Origin of the sequence: Nocardia sp. NPDC051833, assembly GCF_040681225.1 — a bacterium.
Classification (GTDB): Bacteria; Actinomycetota; Actinomycetes; order Mycobacteriales; family Mycobacteriaceae; genus Nocardia.
The window spans coordinates 22,151-44,812 of record NZ_JBFAYK010000003.1; the positions used below are offsets into that span (position 1 = coordinate 22,151).

Annotated in this window: 26 protein-coding genes; 11 read left to right on the forward strand and 15 right to left on the reverse strand. The window is 70.3% G+C overall.

Annotated elements, in window-relative coordinates; all coding sequences use genetic code 11:
• The first annotated feature begins 5 nt into the window (after positions 1-5).
• Positions 6-281 carry a YggT family protein gene (locus tag AB0L91_RS24710; RefSeq protein ID WP_355281058.1) on the forward strand — a complete coding sequence of 92 codons (276 nt, stop codon included), beginning with the start codon at positions 6-8 and terminating at the stop codon, positions 279-281.
• Between the two features lie 25 nt (positions 282-306).
• Here the strand turns inward: AB0L91_RS24710 and AB0L91_RS24715 are convergent, their stop codons facing one another.
• Positions 307-903 (reverse strand): helix-turn-helix domain-containing protein, encoded by a 597-nt coding sequence (locus AB0L91_RS24715; protein WP_365013795.1) that lies wholly within the window; start codon positions 901-903, stop codon positions 307-309.
• 102 nt (positions 904-1,005) lie between these two features.
• Between AB0L91_RS24715 and AB0L91_RS24720 the strand changes: the two genes are divergently transcribed.
• Positions 1,006-1,893: an alpha/beta fold hydrolase gene (locus tag AB0L91_RS24720; protein WP_365013798.1), complete on the forward strand. Its 888-nt coding sequence runs from the start codon at positions 1,006-1,008 to the stop codon at positions 1,891-1,893.
• Between the two features lie 39 nt (positions 1,894-1,932).
• Here AB0L91_RS24720 and AB0L91_RS24725 read toward each other — a convergent pair whose 3' ends face one another.
• The 4 genes from AB0L91_RS24725 to AB0L91_RS24740 form a co-directional block, all read right to left on the reverse strand.
• Positions 1,933-2,457 carry a hypothetical protein gene (locus AB0L91_RS24725; RefSeq protein ID WP_365013800.1) on the reverse strand — a complete coding sequence of 175 codons (525 nt, stop codon included), beginning with the start codon at positions 2,455-2,457 and terminating at the stop codon, positions 1,933-1,935.
• Positions 2,454-3,314: a metal-dependent hydrolase gene (locus AB0L91_RS24730; protein WP_365013803.1), complete on the reverse strand. Its 861-nt coding sequence runs from the start codon at positions 3,312-3,314 to the stop codon at positions 2,454-2,456. The genes AB0L91_RS24725 and AB0L91_RS24730 overlap by 4 nt, the downstream gene beginning before the upstream one ends.
• A 48-nt stretch (positions 3,315-3,362) precedes the next feature.
• Entirely contained in the window at positions 3,363-4,001 is a 639-nt protein-coding gene (locus tag AB0L91_RS24735) for a TetR/AcrR family transcriptional regulator (protein ID WP_357348529.1), read from the reverse strand.
• An 81-nt stretch (positions 4,002-4,082) separates the two neighbouring features.
• Positions 4,083-5,207 carry an ACT domain-containing protein gene (locus tag AB0L91_RS24740; protein ID WP_365013806.1) on the reverse strand — a complete coding sequence of 375 codons (1,125 nt, stop codon included), beginning with the start codon at positions 5,205-5,207 and terminating at the stop codon, positions 4,083-4,085.
• A gap of 201 nt (positions 5,208-5,408) precedes the next feature.
• On the opposite strand from AB0L91_RS24740, the gene AB0L91_RS24745 reads away from it, so the two are divergent.
• Both AB0L91_RS24745 and AB0L91_RS24750 read left to right on the forward strand, forming a co-directional pair.
• A complete protein-coding gene (locus AB0L91_RS24745) occupies positions 5,409-6,665 on the forward strand; it encodes an aspartate kinase (RefSeq protein WP_365013809.1) in 1,257 nt (418 codons plus the stop codon).
• 78 nt (positions 6,666-6,743) lie between these two features.
• Positions 6,744-7,592, forward strand: a complete 849-nt coding sequence (locus AB0L91_RS24750; RefSeq protein ID WP_365013812.1) for an alpha/beta fold hydrolase — start codon at positions 6,744-6,746, stop codon at positions 7,590-7,592.
• A 4-nt stretch (positions 7,593-7,596) separates the two neighbouring features.
• Here AB0L91_RS24750 and AB0L91_RS24755 read toward each other — a convergent pair whose 3' ends face one another.
• Together AB0L91_RS24755 and AB0L91_RS24760 are read right to left on the reverse strand one after the other, a co-directional pair.
• Positions 7,597-8,313 carry a GNAT family protein gene (locus tag AB0L91_RS24755; protein ID WP_365013814.1) on the reverse strand — a complete coding sequence of 239 codons (717 nt, stop codon included), beginning with the start codon at positions 8,311-8,313 and terminating at the stop codon, positions 7,597-7,599.
• Between the two features lie 212 nt (positions 8,314-8,525).
• On the reverse strand, positions 8,526-9,353 hold the full coding sequence (locus tag AB0L91_RS24760; RefSeq protein WP_365013817.1) for an SAM-dependent methyltransferase: 828 nt from the start codon (positions 9,351-9,353) through the stop codon (positions 8,526-8,528).
• A 573-nt stretch (positions 9,354-9,926) separates the two neighbouring features.
• On the opposite strand from AB0L91_RS24760, the gene AB0L91_RS24765 reads away from it, so the two are divergent.
• Positions 9,927-10,217 carry a hypothetical protein gene (locus AB0L91_RS24765; protein ID WP_365013820.1) on the forward strand — a complete coding sequence of 97 codons (291 nt, stop codon included), beginning with the start codon at positions 9,927-9,929 and terminating at the stop codon, positions 10,215-10,217.
• 12 nt (positions 10,218-10,229) lie between these two features.
• On the opposite strand, the gene AB0L91_RS24770 is transcribed toward AB0L91_RS24765, so the two are convergent.
• Together AB0L91_RS24770 and AB0L91_RS24775 are read right to left on the reverse strand one after the other, a co-directional pair.
• Positions 10,230-10,712, reverse strand: coding sequence for a TrkA C-terminal domain-containing protein (locus AB0L91_RS24770; protein ID WP_365013823.1), 483 nt, complete (start codon positions 10,710-10,712; stop codon positions 10,230-10,232).
• A 145-nt stretch (positions 10,713-10,857) separates the two neighbouring features.
• Complete coding sequence (locus AB0L91_RS24775; protein ID WP_365013826.1) at positions 10,858-11,697, reverse strand: NAD(P)-dependent oxidoreductase; 840 nt, start codon at positions 11,695-11,697, stop codon at positions 10,858-10,860.
• A gap of 105 nt (positions 11,698-11,802) precedes the next feature.
• Here AB0L91_RS24775 and AB0L91_RS24780 point away from each other — a divergent pair, with 105 nt between their 5' ends.
• Positions 11,803-12,540, forward strand: a complete 738-nt coding sequence (locus tag AB0L91_RS24780) for a PaaX domain-containing protein, C- domain protein (protein WP_365013827.1) — start codon at positions 11,803-11,805, stop codon at positions 12,538-12,540.
• Between the two features lie 158 nt (positions 12,541-12,698).
• Here the strand turns inward: AB0L91_RS24780 and AB0L91_RS24785 are convergent, their stop codons facing one another.
• Positions 12,699-13,556 carry a TetR family transcriptional regulator gene (locus tag AB0L91_RS24785; protein WP_365013830.1) on the reverse strand — a complete coding sequence of 286 codons (858 nt, stop codon included), beginning with the start codon at positions 13,554-13,556 and terminating at the stop codon, positions 12,699-12,701.
• 130 nt (positions 13,557-13,686) lie between these two features.
• Between AB0L91_RS24785 and AB0L91_RS24790 the strand changes: the two genes are divergently transcribed.
• From AB0L91_RS24790 to AB0L91_RS24800, 3 genes are read left to right on the forward strand one after another with little or no spacing between them, the layout of a single operon-like run.
• Positions 13,687-14,895 carry an acyl-CoA dehydrogenase family protein gene (locus tag AB0L91_RS24790; RefSeq protein ID WP_365013832.1) on the forward strand — a complete coding sequence of 403 codons (1,209 nt, stop codon included), beginning with the start codon at positions 13,687-13,689 and terminating at the stop codon, positions 14,893-14,895.
• Positions 14,892-15,914, forward strand: coding sequence for a phosphotransferase family protein (locus AB0L91_RS24795; protein WP_365013834.1), 1,023 nt, complete (start codon positions 14,892-14,894; stop codon positions 15,912-15,914). The genes AB0L91_RS24790 and AB0L91_RS24795 overlap by 4 nt, the downstream gene beginning before the upstream one ends.
• Entirely contained in the window at positions 15,911-16,654 is a 744-nt protein-coding gene (locus AB0L91_RS24800) for an SDR family oxidoreductase (RefSeq protein WP_365013836.1), read from the forward strand. The genes AB0L91_RS24795 and AB0L91_RS24800 overlap by 4 nt, the downstream gene beginning before the upstream one ends.
• On the opposite strand, the gene AB0L91_RS24805 is transcribed toward AB0L91_RS24800, so the two are convergent.
• Both AB0L91_RS24805 and AB0L91_RS24810 read right to left on the reverse strand, forming a co-directional pair.
• Entirely contained in the window at positions 16,651-17,631 is a 981-nt protein-coding gene (locus tag AB0L91_RS24805) for a diiron oxygenase (protein WP_365013838.1), read from the reverse strand. The two genes, AB0L91_RS24800 and AB0L91_RS24805, sit on opposite strands and share 4 nt — an antisense overlap.
• Before the next feature lie 98 nt (positions 17,632-17,729).
• Entirely contained in the window at positions 17,730-18,578 is an 849-nt protein-coding gene (locus tag AB0L91_RS24810; RefSeq protein WP_355281083.1) for an SDR family NAD(P)-dependent oxidoreductase, read from the reverse strand.
• Between the two features lie 54 nt (positions 18,579-18,632).
• On the opposite strand from AB0L91_RS24810, the gene AB0L91_RS24815 reads away from it, so the two are divergent.
• Entirely contained in the window at positions 18,633-19,631 is a 999-nt protein-coding gene (locus AB0L91_RS24815; RefSeq protein ID WP_365013840.1) for an alpha/beta hydrolase, read from the forward strand.
• Here the strand turns inward: AB0L91_RS24815 and AB0L91_RS24820 are convergent.
• The 3 genes from AB0L91_RS24820 to AB0L91_RS24830 are packed head-to-tail and all read right to left on the reverse strand — an operon-like array spanning position 19,613 to position 21,719.
• A complete protein-coding gene (locus tag AB0L91_RS24820) occupies positions 19,613-20,203 on the reverse strand; it encodes a dihydrofolate reductase family protein (protein WP_365013842.1) in 591 nt (196 codons plus the stop codon). The two genes, AB0L91_RS24815 and AB0L91_RS24820, sit on opposite strands and share 19 nt — an antisense overlap.
• Positions 20,200-21,018 (reverse strand): metalloregulator ArsR/SmtB family transcription factor, encoded by an 819-nt coding sequence (locus tag AB0L91_RS24825; RefSeq protein WP_365013843.1) that lies wholly within the window; start codon positions 21,016-21,018, stop codon positions 20,200-20,202. The genes AB0L91_RS24820 and AB0L91_RS24825 overlap by 4 nt, the downstream gene beginning before the upstream one ends.
• Before the next feature lie 44 nt (positions 21,019-21,062).
• Positions 21,063-21,719, reverse strand: coding sequence for a TetR/AcrR family transcriptional regulator (locus tag AB0L91_RS24830; protein WP_357348564.1), 657 nt, complete (start codon positions 21,717-21,719; stop codon positions 21,063-21,065).
• 102 nt (positions 21,720-21,821) lie between these two features.
• On the opposite strand from AB0L91_RS24830, the gene AB0L91_RS24835 reads away from it, so the two are divergent.
• Entirely contained in the window at positions 21,822-22,658 is an 837-nt protein-coding gene (locus AB0L91_RS24835; protein WP_365013845.1) for an SDR family NAD(P)-dependent oxidoreductase, read from the forward strand.
• Positions 22,659-22,662: the final 4 nt, after the last annotated feature.

The following is a 22,662-nucleotide window of genomic DNA, read 5'->3' on the forward strand; positions in this document are numbered from 1 at the left end:
GCGTCATGAGTCTCATCGGAACCGTGGTCGGCTACGCGCTGACGGTGTTCATGTTCGTGTTGCTCGCGCGCATGGTGCTGGACTGGCTGGCGGTGGCGGGGAAGGGTCCGGACTGGGTGGGGAAGGCGCGGCAGGTCACCCATGCCGCGACCGAACCGGTGATCGCGCCGGTGCGGCGGATCCTGCCGCCGGTCCGGATGGGCGGGCTCGGCATCGACCTGGCCTTCACCCTGGTGTTCATCGCCGTGCTGGTCCTGCGCGCGATCGCGTTCAGCCTGTAGCGGCCCTCGCCTCGGCGAGTCGAGCTCAGGCGTCGACCACCCGGTCGAGCAGGTGCTCGACGAGTTGTGGTGCGCGCGCGGCCATGCCGTGGTCGGTGAGCATGCCCTGGGCCAAACCGGCGATCGTGAGCAGCACGACCTCGGCATCCGCGCGGATCGTCGGCTCCGCCGCCGCGGGCCCACGGAGCTCCCGGAGCTGGGTGGCGACCGCGTCGATGATGTAGTTGGGCGTGTCGGCGGTGTCGGCGGATTCGAGATCGGGTCCGGTGAGCGTGGCCGCGTGGAAGATGCCGAGCAGGACGGCATCCTGCCTGCTGGCGTCGTCGAGCGGCAGCAGGCCCATCAGCACCGTGCGGACGATGTCGCGCGGGCCCGCTTCCGGGCCGAGTGCGGTCAGGGCCCGGTGCAGCCGGGCACCCGAGTCCGCGACGACCGCACGATGTGTCGCGAGCAGGAACTCCCTCTTGGTGCCGAAGTAGTACTGCACCGACCGCACCGAGACCCCGGCCTCGGCGGCGACCGATTGGAACGTCGCGGCATCGAGCCCGCCCCTGGCGATGACGCGCCGCGCTGCCCCGGTGATGGACCCGCGCCGTTCCTCGTGATCGGCCAACCGTGGCACACCCGCCTCCTTCTGCTCCAGCTCGTCCCCTCCGATTCTTGATGGTACGCCCATATCATCTTTGTGGTACGTTTATATCACCAACGAAGTAAAGGGGTGGTCATGGCCAAGATCGGGCGGTTCAAGAACGACAAGGCGCGCGAGGAGTACCTGCGGGCCTATCGGGAGCTGGAGAAGTCGCAGCCGATTCCGTCGATTACCGTCGACGTGCCGACGACCTTCGGCACCACCCGGGTCCGCACCTTCGGTCGCGGCGACGGCGTGCCGCTCGTGCTGCTGCACTCGCTCGGCGGAAACAGCCTGTCCTGGAACCACGTGATCGAGGATCTGGCGCGCGATCGGGTCGTCCACGCGCCCGAATTCCTGGGCACGCCCGGTCTCAGCGTCCAGACCGCGCCGATCGACGAAACACGGTTCGGCGCGTGGTTCACGGAGCTGCTCGACGGACTCGGCGTCGACCGGGTGCACCTGGTCGGGTATTCGCAAGGCGGCTGGGAGGCGATGGCGATCGCGGCGGGCGGCGCGCCACGGCTGGCGAGCCTGACGGTGATCGAACCCGGCGGCACCTTGGCGAAGATCCGCTGGGGCGTGCTGTGGAAGATGATCACCGTGGGCGCGCGCCCGACCGACAAGAACCTCCGCAAGCTGAACGCCTGGATGAACCCCGGCGTCACCCTGTCCGACGCCGAATTCGCCGGTGTGAAAGCCGCGTTGGGCTACATCCCCACCATCGGCTACCCCCGGTTGTTCACCGACGAGCGGCTGGCGACGATCACCGTCCCGACCCTCGGCCTGTTCGGCTCGGAATCGATCGCCGCCGACGCGACCATCGCCGCCGGACGCCTGCGCGACAACGTGCCCACCTGCGAAACCGAGATCTACCCCGGGGCGGGCCACGGCATCTTCCATCAGATCCCGAAGCAGGTCACCGCGAGCATTCTGGACTTCACCCGCCGCTACGAACCGACCGAGGCCCGGCGCGGGGAGTGATCGACCGCTGACCCGGAACACATTCGGCGACAGCGAATCTCACGGCTGTACCGCGGGCCCGATTCGCTGCCGCCGGTCGGTATCGAGCAGGCGGAGGCCTTCGCCGATGGCCGCGTCGATCCGGAGTTCGGCGGTCCACCAGGTCGCGGTTCGCAATGGCAGACCACGCGGCCGGTACTTGCGCATGATCTCGACGTGGTCCGGGAGCGAGACGAATCTCCGCAGCCCGGTGTCGTCGGTCCAGATCGACAGTGACCCGACCTGGCGACGGGCCGGGCGCAGATAGGTCATCACGCCGACGGCGCCGTCGATCTTCGCCAGTTGATCACCCAAACTCTCTGCGGCGAGCCAGATATCGGGAATGTCGGTCAGCCGCCGCGGCGTGTACTGGGTCACGCTGATCAGGTAGGGGCCGTGTGCCGAGTCCCGCGGTCCGCTCTTCCACGCCGAGCCGAGCGTGAAGTCGGCCGCGGGCGCGCCGGTCGTGAGATGCCGGCGCCCGCTGCGCAGCAGCAGGGCCGGGGCATGGACGATGTCGGTCCAGGGGATTCGTCTCGTCGTCATCGTTGCCCCAGGTGGTCGATGAGGGTGCCGTCGGCACCGAACAATTCGGTCGTCCAGTGGTCCAGGAGTGCGGTGTTGTCGGTGTCGTCGGGGTGGAAGCCGCGCTGGGTGTAGGCCCGCATCCTGGCGCGGACTTCACGCGTCAAGAACGGCGAGTGCCGAAGCGCGGCGAGGCTGCGGCCCAGCCGGATCGGGTGATAGGTGGCGCGATCGCCGAGGGCCGACAGCGTGGAGTAGGCGATGACGCTCGCGAAGAAGGAGACCATGATCCCGCGCATCGCCCAGATTCGTCTGCGCTCGGTTCCGCCGGCCGCGCGGTAGACATCGAAAGCGACCGCGCGGTGCTCGGATTCCTCGATCGCATGCCAGAGCAGCATCGATCGAACCTCGGTGGCGCCGAGCAGGGCCTGCGCCCGTTCGTCGCCGAGCAGTGTCTCCGCGAAAACGGCGGTGAAGTGCTCGAGCGCGGCGGTGATCGCCAGGCAGGTCAGTGGCGAGGTGAAGCGCTCGTACCGTCCGAGAACGCGGCGCGTCGCGCGATCCGCCCGTCCCATGGGGTAGCCCATCCGCTGCAGGCGTTCGTTGAGCGCGCGGTGCTCCCGGCCGTGGGTGACCTCCTGGCCGATGAAGCCCTGCACCCGCGACTTCAGCTCGGGATCGGTGATCTCGCCGGCGAAGCGGCGAACGGAACGGACGAAGAAGTCCTCGCCTTCCGGAAACGTCGCCGACAGGTGGGCGACGACGTGACTCATCACCAGATCGCCGTCGACGTAGTGGCGGTCGAGTGATCCGGACGGATAGTCGAAGTGGATGCGACGAGCGCGGATGAGACGTCTCGCCGGGTCGGTGGCGTTCATGGAAATCCCCCTCGGTGCGTTGCGGTATGCGGTTGTGCCGGAACAGATTCAGTCGGTGGTCGGTGGTTGTGCGGTAGCGCCCAGGGTGGCGCGGATCATCGTCTTGAAAGCGGCGAGGACGCTGTCGGCCCGCATCGGCTCGTAGCCGTCGATGGACCGCGCTGTCGCCAGGCCGGTGAGCAGCGCGTAGACGACGTGCAAGCCCACCGCCCGATCCGGCGCCGGGTCGGTGCCCGCGTCGACGGGGAACAATTCGGTGTAGAGCCGTTCGCTGGCCCGCATGAACTGCCGGTCGATCTCGACCACGGCGCAGGCCAGTTCCGGATCGGTCCGCGCGGCCACCCACAATTCGTGCCACGCGGTGAAGGTGGGGCGCGCGTACATCGACCACAGCAGGTCGATCGCCGCGTCGAGCCTGTCCGCCGACGGGTCGAGCGCCGCCATCAACTCCCCGTACTCCTCGATCCGGCGCGCGAACGAGTGCGTGACCGCGCCGGTCAGGAGATCGGCTTTGGTGGGGAAGTGGTGCAGCAGCGCCCCCAGTGACACACCGGCACGCTGGGCGACTTCGGTGGTCGTCGTCGCCTTGAAACCCACCTCCACCAAGGCGTCGAACGTCGCGTCGAGCAGTGCGCGTCGCGTTTCGGCTGTGCGCTCGGCTTGTGTTCGGCGGCCGCGAGGTGGCATGTGCCGAGTGTGACGCACAAACCATAAACCGTCAATGTTTCTTGTAAGTGCGAAAGATGCTCCGCACGTAGGGGTTCCGGCTCAGTCGTCGGTGCCCTCGATGCGCCAGCGGGTCGACACCGCGCGGACGCAGGGGGCGTCGGCGAGGGCGTCGATCGTGTCGGTGACGGCCGACTCGCGGGCGCGGTGGGTGAGGACGATCAGGTGGGCGTCGGGGCCCTGGTGCTCCTGGCGGACGCGCGCGATACTCACGCCGTTGTCGGCGAAGACGGCGGCCACCTGGGCCAGGGCGCCGGCGTGGTCGGTGACGCGCAGGTTGAGGTAGTAGCGGGTGGGGGTGTCGCCGAGGGGAGCGATGGGGAGCTGGGCGTAGTGCGAGGCGCGGGGGGCGCGGCCGCCGTGGACGCGGTTGCGGGCGGCGGTGATCAGGTCGCCGAGCAGGGCCGACGCGGTCGCGGTGGTGGCGGCGTCGCCGGAGAACATCAGCCTGCCCGCGCCCTCGGCGTCGACGGCGACCGCGCTCGACGGCGCCTCGACCCGGGCGAGCGGATCGGTCACCGGGAGCAGTGCGGGGTGGACGCGGACCGAGATCTGTTCCTTGCCACCGTCTTCGGCGATCCTGGTGCAGACGGTGAGGGTGCGTAGGCGCAGACCCAGCGCCGCGGCGGCGGCGAGGTCGGCGGCCGCCGCGGGCACGGACTCCTCGAAGTGCACGTCGCCGACCTCCACCCGGGTGTGGAAGGCCAGGGTCGCCAGGATCGCCGCCTGCGCGGCCGCGTGCCTGCTGTGCTCGGCGGGGAACACCCCCAGCACCTGGTTCACCCGGTCACCCGAGAGCGACTGGGTCAGCGGCCGGACCACCGGAACACCGCCCGCCACCGCCGCTTCGAAGCACAGATCGGCGCCGTGCTGCTCGGCGGCCGCGGCCAGCCGGTGCCCGTGCTCGGCGATCAGCGCGGTGTTCGCGGTGATCACCGACCGTCCCGCGCGCAGCGCGTCGAGCACCGCCGTCACCGCGCCGACATGCTCGGTCGCGTCCACCACCAGCTCCACGGGCCCGGCGAGCACCAGCTCCGCACCGGCGCGTTCCCGCAAGTCCCCGCCCGTGTCGCGGATGATCCGCACGACCTCGGCGGCGAGTGCGCCGGTGCCGAGAACGGCGACCCCGAACGAGCCGCGTGGGGAACGAAAGAGCTGATTGGTCATGGGAATTCGCCTCACCGCCGAGAACTGCCGAGCCGGGAACGAACGCCGTGGCCGCCGCCCCCGCCCAGCCAGTATCGCGGCCGGATCGACTCGGCGGCAGCCGTTTTCACCACGAAACAGGACAGCCGTGCCAGAAATGCCGGGATACTCGGAGGGGTCACCCGCGGGTCGCGCGCGGGCGAGCAGGGGAGAGGACGAGGAATGGCCCTGGTTGTGCAGAAATTCGGCGGATCGTCGGTGGCGAGCGCCGAGCGGATCCGGCGGGTCGCCGAGCGGATCGTGGAGACGAAGAAGCAGGGTCACGACGTGGTGGTGGTGTGCTCCGCCATGGGCGACACCACCGACGAACTGCTGGACCTGGCGGGCCAGGTGGCGCCCGCGCCGCCGCCGCGCGAGATGGACATGCTGCTCACCTCCGGTGAGCGCATCTCGAACGCGCTGGTGGCCATGGCGATTCACGCCCTCGGCGCGGAGGCCAGGTCGCTGACCGGCTCGCAGGCGGGGGTGATCACCACCGGCGCGCACGGTAACGCCAAGATCATCCAGGTCGACCCCGATCGGGTCCGGCGCGCCCTCGACGACGGCGAGGTGGTGCTCGTGGCCGGATTCCAGGGCGTCAGCCAGGACAGCCGCGACGTCACCACGCTCGGGCGCGGCGGGTCCGACACCACCGCCGTCGCCCTGGCCGCGGCACTGCACGCCGATGTCTGCGAGATCTACACCGACGTCGACGGCGTGTTCACCGCCGACCCGCGGATCGTGCCCGATGCGCAGAAACTCGACCAGATCTCCTACGAGGAGATGCTCGAGATGGCGGCCTGCGGCTCGAAGGTGCTGATGCTGCGCTGCGTGGAATACGCGCGCCGCTATCACGTTCCGGTGCACGTGCGCTCGTCCTACACCGACGCGATCGGCACCACGGTGTTCGGCTCGATGGCCGACATCCCCGCCGCTCAGGCGGTGCTCACCGGCGTCGCGCACGACCGCAGCGAGGCGAAGGTGACCGTCGTCGGCCTGCCCGACGAACCCGGCTACGCGGCCCAGGTGTTCCGCGCGGTCGCCGACGCCGAGATCCCCATCGACATGGTCGTGCAGAACACCGGCACCGGCCGCACCGACATCACCTTCACGCTGCCCGCCGCCGACGGCGCCCGCGCGGTGGCCCTGCTGCGGGAACGTCGCGCCGATATCGGGTTCACCGATGTGCGCTACGACGATCGTGTCGGCAAGGTGTCGCTGATCGGCGCGGGGATGAAGAACCATCCCGGGGTCACCGCGACGTTCTGTGAGGCGCTGGCCGAGGCGGGGATCAATCTCGATCTGATCGCCACCTCGCAGATCCGGATCTCGGTGCTGGTCCGCGACACCGACCTGGACGCGGCGGTGCGCGTGCTGCACCGGGCCTTCGACCTCGGCGGCACCGAAGTCGCCGTCGTGCACGGCGGCACCGGCCGCTGACCAGATGATTGACGGGCAACTGAACCACAGGTAATTTACCCATCAGTCAATTAGGCCGTCGATCGACCGGAGGGTCCCTTGAGCAACCGACTGACCTCCTACACCCGGGTGGGACTGCGCTTCGACGTGGTGGACTCCGGTCCGATCGACGGCCCGGTCGTCCTGGCGCTGCACGGTTTTCCGCAGACCGCGAGTTCGTTCGGGGAACTCGCCGCGCTGCTCGACGCCCGCGGCTACCGCACCATCGCCCCGAATCAGCGCGGCTACTCGCCGGGCGCCCGGCCGCGCGGTCGCTTCGCCTACCGGATCACCGAACTGGTCGACGACGTCCTCGCGCTGATCCGCGAGATCGACCGTGGGCCCGTCCATCTGGTCGGCCACGACTGGGGTGCGATGGTCGCCTGGTCGGTCGCCGCCGCGCGGCCGGACCTGGTGCGCTCCCTGGTGACGATGTCGGTGCCGCACCCCGCCGCGTTCCGCCGTTCACTGCTCGGCAGCGACCAGCTCGCCCGCTCGTACTACATGGGGTTGTTCCAGATCCCGGTGATCCCCGAGCGGTTGCTGCACGCGCGGCCCGGGATTCTCGACCGCGCGCTGGCCGGCACCGGCATGACGCCGGAGATGATCGCCCGGGTGCACCGCGAGATCGTCGACACCGGCGCGCTCACCGGCGGGTTGAACTGGTACCGGGCGATGATCCTGCTCGGCCAGCGGGCCATCTCGGCGCCGGTCCAGGTGCCGGTGACCCATGTCTGGAGCTCCGGGGATACGGCGCTGGCCCGCCGCGGCGCCGAGCTCACCGGGAACTATGTCACCGGCGACTACCGGCTGGTCGTGCTGGACGGCGCCTCGCACTGGCTGCCCGAGGAGCGTCCGCGAGAGCTGGCCGAGATCATCACCGAGCGGATCGAGTCCGTCCGGGTCTGAGCCGTCAGCCGATCGGAGAGGCCAAGGGCCGCAACGCCTCGGCGGTGGCCGGGATCAGCGGGGCCCGCGGCAGCATGGTGCGGGCGGCGAGCTGCTCGGTGATCCGCAGCCGCACGCCCGCCCACTCGTCGTGCAGGATCGAATAGAACGCGGTGTCGCGGACCGCGCCGTCGAGCCCGCGCGAATGTGCCCGGCGCACACCGTCGCTCACCGCGCCGAGCCGTTCGATCGCGGCGCGGGAGCGCAGGTTGCGGGCGTCGGCGCGCAGGGTCACCCGGCGCACGCCCCAGCCGTCGAAGGCGTGGGTCAGCATCAGCAGTTTGCACTCGAGGTTCACCACGCCGCCGCGCACCGCGGGCGTCAGCCAGGTGTTGCCGATCTCGACGGCGTCGGGGATCGCCCCGCCGGGCAGCGCGGTGACGGGCTCGGCGGCCAGCGGCCAGCTCAGCGGGCCCTGCCAGTAGTCGAGCCGGGTGAACCGGGTGGCTCCGACGACGCAGTCGTCGGCCACGGTGACGATGGCGAAGGCCAGGGTGGTGCCGGCCAGCTGGGCGGACTCGGCCTGGAAGACATAGGTGCGAGCCTCCTGCTCGCCCTGCGGGACGATGGTGAATCCGGCCGGACCGAGCGCGACCGAGGCCGCGGCCAAGCCGGGAACATGGTGGGGTGCCAGGGGTTCCAGCCGTGCGATGCGGCCGTGGAGGATAACGGGTGCGGGCATGGTGACCGGCGTCCTTCGTCTGATGAGGGTCGCCGAAAACACGAGGCGTGGATCTCACGCGGCACGTGATTGCGGCGAAGCGACACGAACGATCCAGCAGCATCGAGAAAACTAGATGCACAAGATAGCGGAACGTGACGCGTTCACCCGTGCGAACAGACGAGATGTCGTGGCCCGAATTTCACCCGGGTCACCGACCCGGACGAACCGCCCTAACGCTTGTCGGCGATGGCCGCGACGATGAGTTCCTCCCACACCGAGAGCTCCCGATCGGGCGAGCCGATGCGCGCCGAATCGTCGTCGTCGGCGGGCACGTTCTGGTGCCAGCGGGCGGCCGCGGCGACGCCGGGCTCCTGCAGTTGCAGATCGCCGAACAGCGCGACGATCTCCGCGTCGGTGCGCCAGCGGCCACGGCCGAAGGTGGATTGCAGCTTGGCTTCGGCCTCGATGGTCTCGGCGTTGTCGCCGGAGCGGAAGTGCGAGATGAACACGCTGCTGCCGACCGGGATCTGCTCGGTCCAGTACTGCACGACCGCGCGCGGGTCCTCGTCGTCGTTGAGGTGGTGCAGGATGGCGCTGAAGATCAGGGCGACCGGCTTGTCGAAATCGATGAGCCGGTTCACCTCCTCGTTGGCGCGAATGCCGACGGAATCGCGGACATCGGCGTGCACGACGGTGGTGTTCTCGTTGGTCGCCAGCAGCGCGCGGCCGTGGGCGAGCACGATCGGGTCGTTGTCGACATAGACCACGCGCGCGTCGGGGTTCACCCGCTGGGCGACCTGGTGCACGTTGTCGGCGGTGGGCAGGCCGCTGCCGAAGTCGAGGAACTGGGTCAGGCCCGCCTCGGCCATCTCGCGGACCGCGCGGGTGAGGGCTTGCCGGTTGGTGAACGCGATCGCCACCGAACCGGGCAGGTTGAGCTTGAAGTGGTCGCCGATCGCGCGGTCGACCTCGTAGTTGTCCTTGCCGCCGAGCAGATAGTCGTAGACCCGGGCGATGCTCGGACTCGACTGGTCGATCACATTCGCGTTGTCGCTCATCGTCGACGACCCCTCACGCTGTTACCGGTGTGTGCCGCCGCCCATCGTAGGAGAACGACGGCGGGTCGGCATGCTTTCCCGGTCGGTGATACCCGAAAACCGTTCCGGGCGTGTCGGTTCCGGTGCGCGCCGGGGTTCGGTCCGGTCGGTGCCCCGGCGAGGTCTCGATGCGGGTAGCGGTGGTGTCGCAGTTTGCTCACGGCGCGTTTTCGCACGTCAGGGCCGTAACGGTTCGGTAAATCACAGGCTTGTCGGCATATTGAGCAAATGTCCAGTTGTGCACGGGTTTTGCCAGTTCCGAGGGGTGTTTGCCGGATATGTAACGTGCGTTATCGACCCGTGTCGCACGTATGTTCTATGTGATGCAGATCACATCGCCTGTCATTCGGCTACCGGGAGTGGCACGCTCGTAATTGCTGAACGTTAACCGTTTGTGATCAACGGCGAGGTCGACGCAGACCTTCCGTCACATTCGCCCTGTCCGTCCGCTCCGGCGTAGCGGGCCTCGAAAGATCCGGTATGGATCAGCAACCGGCCGTGTCGGGACGGCCACCCGGAAGGGGGCTCATGCTGATGAGCAGCATGTACTTCGAATCGAACAGCAATCTGTCAGTTACCGGCCGTGATGGTCGCGTCACCGCGCCCAGGCCCACCGAATCGTCGCTCGGCCCGCTGGGAATGCCCGGCTTGATCCTCGGCCTGCTCCTGCTCGGCCTGGGTATCGTCGCGCTGCTGCGCCTGGGGGAGTGGGCGGGCAGCTACGGCCCCGAGCTGGTCGTGCTGGCCTATGTCCTCTACATGGCCGCCGCGGCGTGGCTGGCCCTGTGGGGCGCGGCGACGGTGCGATCTCTGCACCGCCACTAGGTCCACCCCCGGTCAGCCGTCGTGCAGGATTAGCGCGGCGGCTGTCAGGCTGTCCGCGGACCCGACCACGATGAGGACATCGCCCGCGACGAAGGCGAATTCCGGTCCGGGGGAGGCGAGTACCGCGCCGGCCCGCATCACCGCCACGATCGACGCCTTGGTGCGGGTGCGCATCCGGGTGTCACCGAGTGTGCGGCCGTCGTAGGGCGAGTGCGCCGCGAGCGGGAACTGCCGGGTGCGCACGCCGTCGAACTCGCGATGCTCGGCCTCGAGCTGGGCGACCACCCGTGGCGCGCCGAGCAGGCTGGCCAGGGCCGCCGCCTCCGCCGCCGACAACGCGATCTGCTCGGTGACATCGGGATTGCCCGGCTTGCCGACGATCAGATCGATCGCGCCGTCGCGGTGCTCGACCACGCCGATGCGGCGCCCGCTCTTGCGCACCGCGAAATCCTTGCGTACCCCGACCCCGGGCAGCGGCGTCACGTCGATCTGCACCCTCTCCACTGTAACCGGGCAAAAGGGACGCGGGCTGGTCACAATTCCGCCGCCGGACGGTGTCGAACAGCTATCGCCGATCGGCCACGGGTGTGTCGCTGGATCAGCGCACCGCGGTGGCGGCGAGCTGATCCAGCGCACGGTGTCAGGCCTGCGGCGGGTCGACGAAGATGTCGTACTCGAGGGTGCCCGAGCCGCCGTAGCCGGACAGGTCTGTGATGCCCTCGGCCGCCAGCACGTCGACGTCGAGGAAGGTGTTGCCGGTGGTGGTGCGCGCGTCGCGGCCGAGGATGGCGACGGCGGCGTCGGCCACGATCTCCGGGGTGCGGGCCTTGGCGATGGCCTCGTCGCCGCCGAGCAGGTTCTGTACCGCGGCGGTCGCGATCAGCGTCTGCGGCCACAGGCAGTTCGCGGCGACGCCGTGCTCGGCGTATTCGGCGGCCCAGCCGAGCGTGAGCAGCGACATCCCGTACTTGGCGACCATGTAGGCCGGATGCCCGCCGAGCCAGTGCGGGGCCATGTTCAGCGGCGGCGACAGGCTCAGGATGTGCGCGTTCTCGCTGTTGCGCAGGTGCGGCAGGCAGGCGCTGGAGAGCAGGTAGGTGCCGCGCAGCTGGATCTGCTGCATGAGATCGAAGCGCTTGATCGGCAGTTCCTCGGTGGACGCCAGCGCGATCGCCGAGGCGTTGTTGACGCAGTAGTCGATGCCGCCGAACCGCTCCACCGCCTGGCCGACCGCGTTGGCCACCGAGGCTTCGTCTCGGACATCGCCCACCACCGCCAGCGCCTGACCGCCCGCGGCCTCGATCTCGGCGGCCGCGGTGTGGATGGTGCCCGGCAGGCGCGGATCCGGGACATCGGTCTTGGCCAGCAGCACGATATTGGCGCCCTGGCGCGCGGCGGCGACCGCGATCGCCAGCCCGATGCCGCGGCTGCCGCCGGACATGATCATCGTGCGCCCGGCGAGCGGGTGGGTAGCGGTCATGGGCGAGGCTCCTTGTCGTCGGCGACGCCGGAGAGGCGGCTGATATCCGGCAACGTTACATATCTGCGATGGCCGTGGCAATAGTGAAATATGTAGACTCGATCCGTGCAACCCCCTGTGACCGGCCCCGATACCGAGGTCCGCCCGGTGTCGGCCCGCTCGGCGCTGGTCCGGATTCTCATCGCCGCCGATTCGCCGACGATGACCTCACGCGAGATCTGTGCCGCCACCACCACCGTCGGCTACCCCGAGGCGACCGTCCGCGTCGCCGTGTCCCGCATGGTCGCCGCCGGTGACCTGGTGCGGGAGAACCGTGCCTACACTCTCATCCCCGCGCTGCGCGCCCGCCGCACCGAGCTCGCCGCGCCGGCGACGCTCCCGTGGACGGGTGACTGGGAGCAGGTCGTCGTCACCGCCACCGGCCGCCCCGCCGCCGACCGCGCCGCGCTGCGCGCGCGCCTGCTGTCGCTGCGCCTGGCCGAACTGCGTGAGGGTGTCTGGATGCGCCCCGCCAACCTGGACCGCGCCTGGCCCGCGGACCTCGACGACACCACCTTCCGCCTGCGCACCCGCCCGGTCGAGGAGCCCGCCGACCTCGCCGCCCGCCTGTGGCCGCTGGCCGACTGGTCCGCCCGCGCCAACGCCCTGCTGGCCGCCATCGACACCACCGACCCCACCGCCAGATTCGCCGCCGTCTGCGCCGGTCTCGACCACCTCACCACCGACCCCGTCCTCCCGGCCGACCTCCATCCCGCCGACTGGCCGGTGACCCGCCTGCGCACCGTCACCGCCGACTACCTCGCCTGGTTCGCCGCCCTGCGCCCGGAACCGGTCGCGCCGTAGGCGATCGGGCTCCACGATGTTGTCCGCGGTCGTCCGGGTGTGGTTGCGGGAGAGATCAGCTCGTCCCGTCTACGATGGACCGTGCCGTGCGACGTGGCGGCGCCGCATGGTGCATGGGGAAGGGCCCGCCCCGAGAGTTTTCGGGGCGGGCCGCACCGTCAGCGGGGGATGCCCAGGACGCCGAGGGCGAAGTCGGCGTAGTCGGTGGCGATCTGTTCGGGTGTGGCCGGACCGTCGAGGCGGAACCACTGCGGCAGGGCCGTGCACATGGTCGCGATCGCGCGTCCGGCGGCGCGCGCGTGTTCGGTACTCCGCTGCTGCTCGGTGAGCGCGCTGTCGATGTCGGCGTCGAGCAGATACTGGATCTCGTTGCGGGAGGTCGTGATCCGGCGCCGGTCGGCCGGTTCGAGACTGCGCATCTCGCTGGCGCCGATGAAGGCGAGTTCGCGCCGGTGGGTGTGGAACAGCGCCAGCGCCTCGACGACCCGCGTGACCCGGTCGCGGCCGGTGCCCGCCTCGCGGCGGGCCGCGTCGACCCGCCAGTGCAGCTCGTCCATGGTCAGGTCGAGTGCGCGCACGAGCAGGGCCTGCTTGTCGCGGTAGTGGTGGTACACGCCGGGCACGCTCATGCCGGCGCGCTGCGCGATCGAGCGCATGGTGGCGCCGTGGTAGCCGGTCTCGACGAAGGAGTCGATCGCGGCCGCGAGCACGGGATCGATGTCCAGTGGCGGGAATTCGCGCCACGCGCGGGCGTCCTGGTCCGCCGGGGCGGTACCGCGCGGCCGGGGTTCGGGGGCCCGCGCCGTCGGCTCGCCGATCAGCCACTGGGTCGTGGTGCCGAGTTCGGTGGCCAGCGATCGCAGGCGCGGGACCGAGACGCCGGTCTTGCCGGTCTCGATCGCGCTGAGCGTGGCGGCGCTGACCTCGATCCGGCGGGCGGTCTCCCGCAACGACAGGCCCGCCGCGGTCCTCGCCGCACGCAGGCGGGCGCCGAGCCCACCGTTCGATGTGTTCATGGTGTTCAGAATAGCTGAACATAGCGGCCGGAGGGAATCTGTCGATTGACAGCAGTTATCGGGTCGTGTCACTGTCGTAGGCGTCCGATGCCGAGCGAACGTTCGGCCAAGTGAGTCGAGGAGTGGATCCGTGGCGATCGACCTGTCCCAGCCGCCCGAGGTGCAGCGTCTGGCCGAGCGCACCCGCGCCTTCATCCGCGACCGGGTCCTCCCGCTCGAGGACGCGCACGACGGCGACATCACCGCCGCCGGCGGCGAGGCACTGCGCGTCGACCTGCAGCGCGAGGCCCGCGCGGCCGGGGTGTTCGCGCCGCACGCGCCGATCGAATTCGGCGGCCACGGCCTCGGCATGTCCGACCGCGCCCCGGTCTTCGAGGAGGCGGGCTACTCCCTGTTCGGTCCGACGGCCCTGAACATCGCGGCCCCCGACGAGGGCAATGTGCACATGCTCGCCCACATCGCCGACCCGGAACAGAAGCAGCAGTACCTGGCGCCGCTCGCGCGCGGCGAGGTCCGCTCGGCGTTCGCGATGACCGAGCCGGCGCCCGGCGCAGGCTCGGATCCCTCGGCCCTGGCCACCCGCGCGGTGCGCGCCGAGGGCGGCTGGCGGATCACCGGCCACAAGTGGTTCATCACCGGCGCCGACGGCGCGGGCTTCTTCATCATCATGGCCCGGACCTCGGGTGAACCCGGTGATCGTGGCGGCGCGACGATGTTCCTCGCCCCCGCCGACACCCCCGGCCTCCGGGTCGGCAGGCATATCGACACCCTGGACCGGTCGATGCTCGGCGGCCACTGCGAGGTGTTCTTCGAGGACCTGCTCGTCCCGGATTCGGCGGTGCTCGGCGCGGTCGACCGTGGCTTCGAGTACGCCCAGGTGCGGCTCGGCCCGGCCCGGATGACGCACGTGATGCGCTGGCTCGGCGCCGCGCGCCGCGGCCACGACGTGGCGGTGGACCGGGTGGCGCAGCGGCGCGGATTCGGTTCGCGCCTGGGCGATCTCGGCATGATCCAGCAGATGATCGCCGACAACGAGATCGACATCGCGGCGACCCGCGCGCTGCTCACCCGTGCCTGCTGGGAGCTCGATCGCGGCGAGTCCGCGGCGAACGCGACCTCCATCGCGAAGACCTTCGCCGCCGAGGCGATCTTCCGGATCATCGACCGCAGCATGCAGATGTGTGGCGGTCTCGGTGTCGCGGCGGACCTGCCGCTGGCGCGGCTCTCGCGGGAGGTCCGGCCGTTCCGGATCTACGACGGTCCCTCCGAGGTGCACCGGTGGGCCATCGCCAAACGCGCGGTGAGCGCGGCCGAGCGAGCGCACCGGGACGCCGAATGAGCCTGCCCGGAATGGATGTCGCGGCGCTGACGCGATTCCTGCGCGACAGCGGCGTGCCGGTGCGCGGCGAACTGCGCGTGGAACTGATCAGCGGCGGGCGCTCGAACCTGACGTTCACGGCCGCCGACGACGTGTCGACCTGGGTGGTGCGGCGTCCGCCGGTCGCCGGGCTCACACCGTCCGCGCACGATATGGCACGCGAGTTCACCGTCACCGACGCGCTCCAGGATTCGGCGGTGCCGGTCGCGCGCACGGTCGCCTTCGACGAGCGGGGCACCGCCCTCGGCGCGCCGATGACCGTCGTCGAGTACATCGACGGCCGCGTGATCCGCGACCAGGACGACCTCGCCGCCCTCACCGACGAGCAGGTCGCCGCGAGCGCGACCGAACTGGTCGACGTGCTGGCCCGCCTGCACGCCGTCGACCCGGCGGCGGTGGGTCTCGGCACGTTCGGCAGGCCCACCGGTTTCGTCGAACGCCAGGTGAATCTGTGGGCCTCCCAATGGGATCGGGTGAAGACCCGCGAGCTCGCCGACGTGGCGGTGCTGCACGCGGCGCTCGCCGAGGCGGTGCCGAGTACCTCGGCGGCCTCGATCGTGCACGGCGACTTCCGCATCGACAACACCATCCTCGACGCCGCCGACCCGGGCCGGGTGCGTGCGGTCGTGGACTGGGAGATGTCGACCCTGGGCGACCCGCTCACCGATGTCGCGCTGATGTGCGTGTACCGGTCGCCGATCTTCGACCTGGTGCTCGGCTCGTCGGCCGCGTGGACCAGCGACCGCATGCCCACCGCCGACGCCCTCGCCCAGTCCTACGCGACCGCCTCCGGTCGCGACCTCGGCGACTGGGGCTTCTACCTGGCGCTGGCCAACTTCAAACTCGGCGTGATCGGCGAGGGCATCACCCACCGGGCACTGCGCGGCTCCGACGCGGGCGCCGCCGCCGAGCGCGCCGCGGAGGCCACCCCGGAGTTCATGGCCGCCGGGCTGCGCGCACTGAAAGGGCACCGGAAGTGACCGCGAGCAAGTCCGCCCTGATCACCGGCGCGTCCCGGGGCATCGGCCTCGGGATCGCGAACCGGCTTGCCCAGCAGGGGTATTCGCTGACCATCACCGCCAGGGACGCCGACCGGCTGACCGCGGTCGCCGCCGATCTGCGGGCGCTCGGCGCCCCCGAGGTGGTCGCCGTCGCCGCCGACATGGCCGACGAGGACGGCATCGCCCGCCTGCTCGCCGAGCACGCCGACCGGTACGCGACCCTGTCCGCGCTGATCCTCAACGCCGGTGTCGGCACCGCGGGCGCGCTCGCCGACTCCTCGATGAAGCGGTTCGACAAGACCGTCGCGGTGAACGTGCGCGCTCCGCTGCAACTCGTGCAGGGCGCGTTGCCGATGCTGCGCGCGGCGGCGGCCGCCGATCCGGCCCACGGCGCGAAGGTCGTCGCGCTGTCCTCGATCACGGGCGTGTACGCCGAGGCGGGCCTGGCGGTCTACGGCGCGGCCAAGGCGGCGATGATCTCGCTGCTCGCCACGCTCAACGCCGAGGAGTCCGGCAACGGCGTCACCGCCACCGCCATCGCGCCCGCCTACGTCGACACCGACATGAGCGCCTGGATCCACGACCGGATCCCGCCCGAGCGGATGCTCGCGGTGAACGACGTCGTCGAGATGGTCGACTCGCTGCTGCGGCTGTCCGCCCGCGCGGTGGTCCCGACGATCGTCATGTCCCGCGCCGGCACCGACGGCTACCGCGCTTAGGCGGTGCGGCGGTCGGGCTCGCTGCGGTAGCGAGCCTGGCCGCCGTCGATCTTCAGCAGCTTCCACAGCGGCCTGGTCACCGGGTTCAGCAGGCCGAGCTCGCCGGCCAGGGCGCGCATGTCGCCGAAGAATCCGCTGAGGATCTTGCGGGAGGCCGGGCTGCGCCAGAACGCGTCCTCGAATACCTCGTCCGGGATGTCGAACTTGGTGGCGAACGACTTCGACGGCTTGACCAGTTCGTCGGCCAGCCAGCGCATGGCGATCGGGAAGGCCACGGCGCAGACAGCGGTGCTCACCGGATTCATCCGCGCGAGGTGGTTGCGCAGGAACTCGTTGGCGAAGGAGATGTGCCGGGCTTCCTCGGCGATGTGGATCTCCATGATCCGCAGCAGCGTCGGCTGGGTCGCGTTGCCGGACCGGATCAGGGCCTTCTGATAGTGATCGATCGGCTCCTCGCCGCCGAGGATGCCGATGAACAGGATGGCCCAGAAGTAGCCGCCCGCGACGCCGATGAACGGCGAGGCGACCCGGAACAGCGGCCGCATGCCCGGCACGTCGTCGCCGATGCGGTTGACCAGTTCCTGGAACATCTGGATGTGGTTGCACTCCTCGGTCATCTCGTGGAGGCAGTACCGGAACTCGGGCGACCCGTTGGGCAGGGCCATCGCGTATTGCATCATCCCGCGGATGAGGATGGACTCGAAGGCCAGCCCGACCTTGGCGGCATTGGCCTGGCGCCAGCGGCCGATCTCGATGCGGCGCTCGAGCGGCAGCGACTGGTACCACGCGGTGGCGCCCAGCGGATCGAGCTCGGCCGAGAGCACCCAGCGCGGGTCGTCCCGGTCGATCGCGAATTCCGGTGCGTCCCAGTCGATATCGAGGAAGGGATCGAATCTGCGGTGGACCGACCCCTCCGACAGCGTGAGCAGGGTGTCGGCGTAGTCCGGATCGGCGGCAGCGGTCTTCGAGAACGTCATTGTTTCTCTCCATCGTCACAGGGATCGCCGTCGAGCCGACTCTCCCTGATTTGAATGTAACGCACTGTCTCACCTAAATCCAGGGCTGATTTCCCCGCTCAATCGGCCCGCGGAATCCGGCCGTCGACGTCGGTGAATCCGTACTCGACCGCGAGGTCGGCGACCTTCCACGCGCCGCCGCCGCGGGTCAGCCGAGCTGGGTCGGCGGCCAGCGCGACGACCGCGCGACCGGGGAAACGCGGGGTCTCGGCGGCGTTGAGGTCGAAGGTGCCCTCGCCGGGCAGGGTCACCTCGCGGCGCCCGTTCTCGTCGGCCGGAACCATCTGCAGCAGTTCGGTGTCGACGATGCCGGGCCAGATCGAGACCGCGGTCGCGCCGGTGCCGAGCAGGTCGTGGGCCAGGTCGGCGGTGAGCCGGTCCAGCGCGGTCTTGGCGACGCCGTAGACGGCGTTGTGCATGTACCGCTGGGAGCCGGGGGAGGAGACGTTGACGATCAGCCCCGCCGACTCGATCAGCAGCGGCGCGGCGAACACGCTGGCCACGTAGTGCGAGCGGACGCCGATGTCGAAGGTCTCGTCCCAGGCCTTCGGCGGGACGTCCCAGAACTTGCGGCCGAGCCAGCGCGCCGCGGCGGGGGAGTTGTAGACGTTGTTCACCAGCACATCGAGCCTGCCCTGCTCGTCGCGCACCTGGGCGAAGAGCTTCTCGACCGCCGCGTCGTCGGCGTGATCGCAGACCACGGCCACGCCGTGGCCGCCCAGTGCGGTGATCTCCTCGGCGGTCGCGTGCACGGTGCCGGGTAGCCTGCCCGCGGTGGTGGTGCGGCCGGTCACGTACACGGTGGCCCCGGCCGCGCCCAGTTCCTGGGCGATGCCCTTGCCGATGCCACGGCTGGCGCCGGTCACCACCGCGACCCGGCCGGCGAGAATCTTGGGTGTTCCGCTCATGGCCTCCAGACATTACCGTCAAAAGAGGAACACGTTCTAGAAACGGAGACGGTAGTGGAGCTGACCCAACGATTCCTGGACACCGGCGGCGTCCGGATGCACGTCACCGAGCGGGGGCAGGGGTATCCGGTCGTCTTCTGTCACGGATTCCCGCACACCGGCTTCGTGTGGCACCGCCAGCTCGCGGCGGTGGCGGGCGCGGGCTTCCGCGCCATCGCCCCGGATCTGCGCGGCTACGGCCGCACCGACGCCCCCGCCGATCCCGCCGCCTACACCAACGCGGCGGTGATCGGTGATCTGCTGGCGCTGCTCGACGACATCGGCGCGGAGAAGGCCGTCTTCGTCGGCCTCGACTTCGGCGCCCAGCTCGTGTGGGAGCTGGCACTGCGGGCGCCCGAGCGTGTGGATGCCGTTGCCGTCCTGAACAATCCGTTCTCGCCACGTCCGCCGCGCGCGCCGTCGGAGTACTGGACCAAGGCCGCACAGCGGCACTTCCTGCACCTGGCCTACTTCCAGGAGCCGGGCGTGGCCGACGCCGAACTGGCCGCGCGTTCCCGCGAATTCCTGGCCAGGGTCTACTACTCGCTCTCCGGCGACTACCACTACCTCGACACCTGGAAGAACCCGCCGGGCCTCGGCTACCTCGATGTCCTGCCGCAGGCCCCCGAGCTGCCCTGGTCCTGGCTGAGCGAGGCCGAATTCGACACCCTGGCAGCGGAGTTCGATCGCACCGGCTTCACCGGCGGCCTGAACTGGTACCGCAATCTCGACCGCAACTGGGCGCTCACCGAAGCCTTCGCCGGTGCCCGGGTGCCGGTGCCCACCTACTTCCTCTACGGCGAGAACGATCCGGACATGGAGGGGTTCAGCGGCCGTGACCCGCTGGCCGTGCTGCGCGCGAACGTCCCGGATCTGCGTGCGGTGGTGAAGGTTCCGGGTGCGGGTCACCTGGTGCAACTGGAACGCACCGACGCCGTCGACGAGTTCCTGATCGCGGCTCTGCGTGATCTCGGCGTCGGCGCGCTGCCGAGCGGTCAGCGCACTCGGTCGTAGACGAGCGCGACCTCGCCGAGTTCGCCCACCGCGTGGTGGGTGACGGTCCACCGGGTGGCGGGCAGGCCGTCGTCGAACAGCCGTGCTCCGCCACCGGCGATCTCGGGGCAGATCAGCAGGTACAGGCGGTCGATCAGGTCGGCCGCCAGCAGGTCCGCGATGACGCTCGGGCTGGAGTTGACCAGGATGTCGCCGGTGCCTGCGGTCTTCAGTTCGGCGATCACGTCGGCCGCGGGTGCGTTCACCAGCCGGGTCCGCTCCCACGGCGCGTCGGTGAGTGTGGTCGAGAAGACCACTTTGTCGGTGTCGGCCAGCCACTTCGCGTAGGCGCGATCACGCGGGTCGGCGGCATCGTCGGAGGCGACGGTGGGCCAGTAGGCGAGGAAGCCTTCGGCGTTGCGGCGGCCGAGCACCGCCGTCGTCGCGTCGGCCCAGAGGCGGGAGAGGTGCTCGCGCGCGACCTCGGTGGTCGCGTAGCGCACGATCGCCGCCGCGTCGGTGGGGCCGCCGGGTCCGTGATAGCGCCCGTCGAGGGTGAGGGCGAGATTGGCGGTCACGGTGCGTTCGGTCATGACTGTGCTTCCTTCGTCGTGGTGCCGCCGATCCGGGCGGCGAGATTGTCGAGAACCTGGCCCCAGCCGGTGCCGATTCCCGCGATGTACGGGACGGCCTCGACGGAGGTGTCGGTGATGGTCAGCCCGAGCCGCAGGCGGGTGCCGTCGCGGACGGGGTCGAGCGTCAGGTCGTAGCGGCCGGTGAACGACACCGCCCCGGACTCGTCGAGGACCGCGAGGTCGAAGGCGAGGTGCTCGGGTTCCGTTGCGGCGCCGACCTTTCCCGCCGAGCGGTAGTGGCGGCCTTCGGGGTCGCGATAGTCGAGGACGGCGCGACCGCCCGGCCTCGGTTCGAGCGCGCACTCGGTGATCGTCATCGAGGGCGGGGCCAGCCACGAGCCCAGCAGGTCGGCCTCGACCCAGTGCCGCCAGACGACCTCGCGGGGCGCGGCCAGGGTGCGATCGAAGGTGAAGGCGCGGCCGTCGGCCCACCGATCCCGTTCGGCGACCGCGGTTTCCGCGTCGATGGCCGCGCGGTAGCGCTCGACCACGTCACGCTCGTCGGCGTTCGCCTCGACGGTCTCGACGAGCAGGCGCAGCGCCCGTTCGAGCCCGGTGAGCGGCCCGGCCTCGAGCGCGTAGACGCGCCGCTGCCCGAGTGGGAACACGGTGACGAGACCCGCGCGGGCCAGCGTCTGGAGGTGCTTGGTGGTCTGCGGCTGCCGCAGGCCGGTCAGCTCGGCCAGTTCCCCCACCGAGCGGGGTCGTTCGGCGAGGAGTTCGACGATGCGCCACCGCGCGCCGTCGCCCAGTGCCGCGGCGATCTCGTCCATGTCCAGAAGTATTCCTTGATTGGAATATTCCTGTCAAGGAATACTTATCGGTGGTCGCCGATGATCTCCGGCGGGAGGAACATCGTGGCCAGCTGGGCGGCGATGGCGCTGGTGTGGTCGATGATGCGGTCGGCGTCGACGTCGAGGACGCCGGTGCGCCAGGCCGAGAGCAGTTCGATGAAACCGCCGATGCCGGTCAGGGTGCTCATTCGGATGTCGGTCTCGTCGACGCCGGGGCGCAGGTAGGGCCAGGCGGCGGCGATCAGCAGATCGGTGGCGTCGGTGAGCATGGTCTTGCGGCGCTGCTCGAGTACCGCGCTGCCCGCGTGATCCGCGAGCAGGATGCGGGCGCGACCGCGCGGATCGGCCTGCAACTCGACCGCGCGGGTGATCGCCGCGCGCATGACTTCGAGCGGCGTCCGATTCTCGGTCTCGGCGAGCACACAGGCCAGATCGGCGAAGACCTCGGCGCACACCTCGTCCCAGACCGCCGCCAGCAGTTCGTCGCGGTCGGCGAAATGCTCGTAGAAGTAGCGGTCGTTGAGGGAGGTCCGCTGGCAGACACCGCGCATCGTCACCGCGGCCCAGCCGTTCTCCAGCCAGATCGTCAGGGCGGCGTCGACCAGGCCGGCGCGTCGCTGCGCCCTGCGCTGGTCGGCGGTCAGCCCGCCCCAGGTTCGTGCCGGTGCGCGCACATCCATGGTTGACAAAGTACTCCGTCGCGAGCCTAATTGGTGTCAGGTGCGGCCAATGGTGGCAGATGCCACCAATTCGAGTCGTACCGGGTCGACCCGGGAGTTGCCATGCGACTGTTTCCCTTCGGCGGACGCCGCCGGACCACGAGCGCCGACGCCGTGGTGACCGGCGCGGGCAGCGGCATCGGGCGGGCCTTCGCCGTGGAACTGGGCAGGCGCGGCGGCCGCGTGGTCTGCTCCGACCTCGACCCCGACAGCGCGGCCGAGACCGCCGGACTCGTCGAGGCCGCGGGCGGGAAGGCGATCGGCACCGCCTGCGATGTCACCGCGATCGCCGAGGTCACCCGGCTCGCCGCCACCGCCGAGGACTGGTTCGGCGGCGCGCCCACCGTCGTGGTCAACAACGCGGGCATCGGCGCGGGCGGCCCGGTGATCGGGGAATTCGCCCTCGACGACTGGCAGCGCACGCTCGGCGTCAACCTGTGGGGCGTGATCCACGGCTGCCACGTCTTCGCGCCGATCCTGCGGGCGGCGGGACGCGGGGCCATCGTCAATGTCGCCTCGGCGGCCGCGTTCGGCGCCGCGCCGCGGATGGCGGCCTACAACGTCAGCAAGGCGGGCGTGCTCGCGCTCTCGGAGACCTTGTCGGCGGAGCTGGCAGGCACCGGCGTCGGCGTCACCGTGCTGTGCCCGACCGGCGTGAAAACCAATATCATGCAGGCGGATTCGCCGATGGACGAGACCGCCGAGCGGCTCGGCGGACTGCTTCTGCGCTGGACCGGCCGCGCGCCGTCGACCATCGCCCGCGCCGCCCTCGACGCCGTCGACCACGGCGAGCTGTACGTGGTGCCGCAACTCGAGGCCAAGGTGCTCTGGCAGGCCAAACGCTGGATGCCCGCGACCTACACCCGTTCGGCCGGCCTGCTGGAGCGGGTCGTGCGCTGATCCA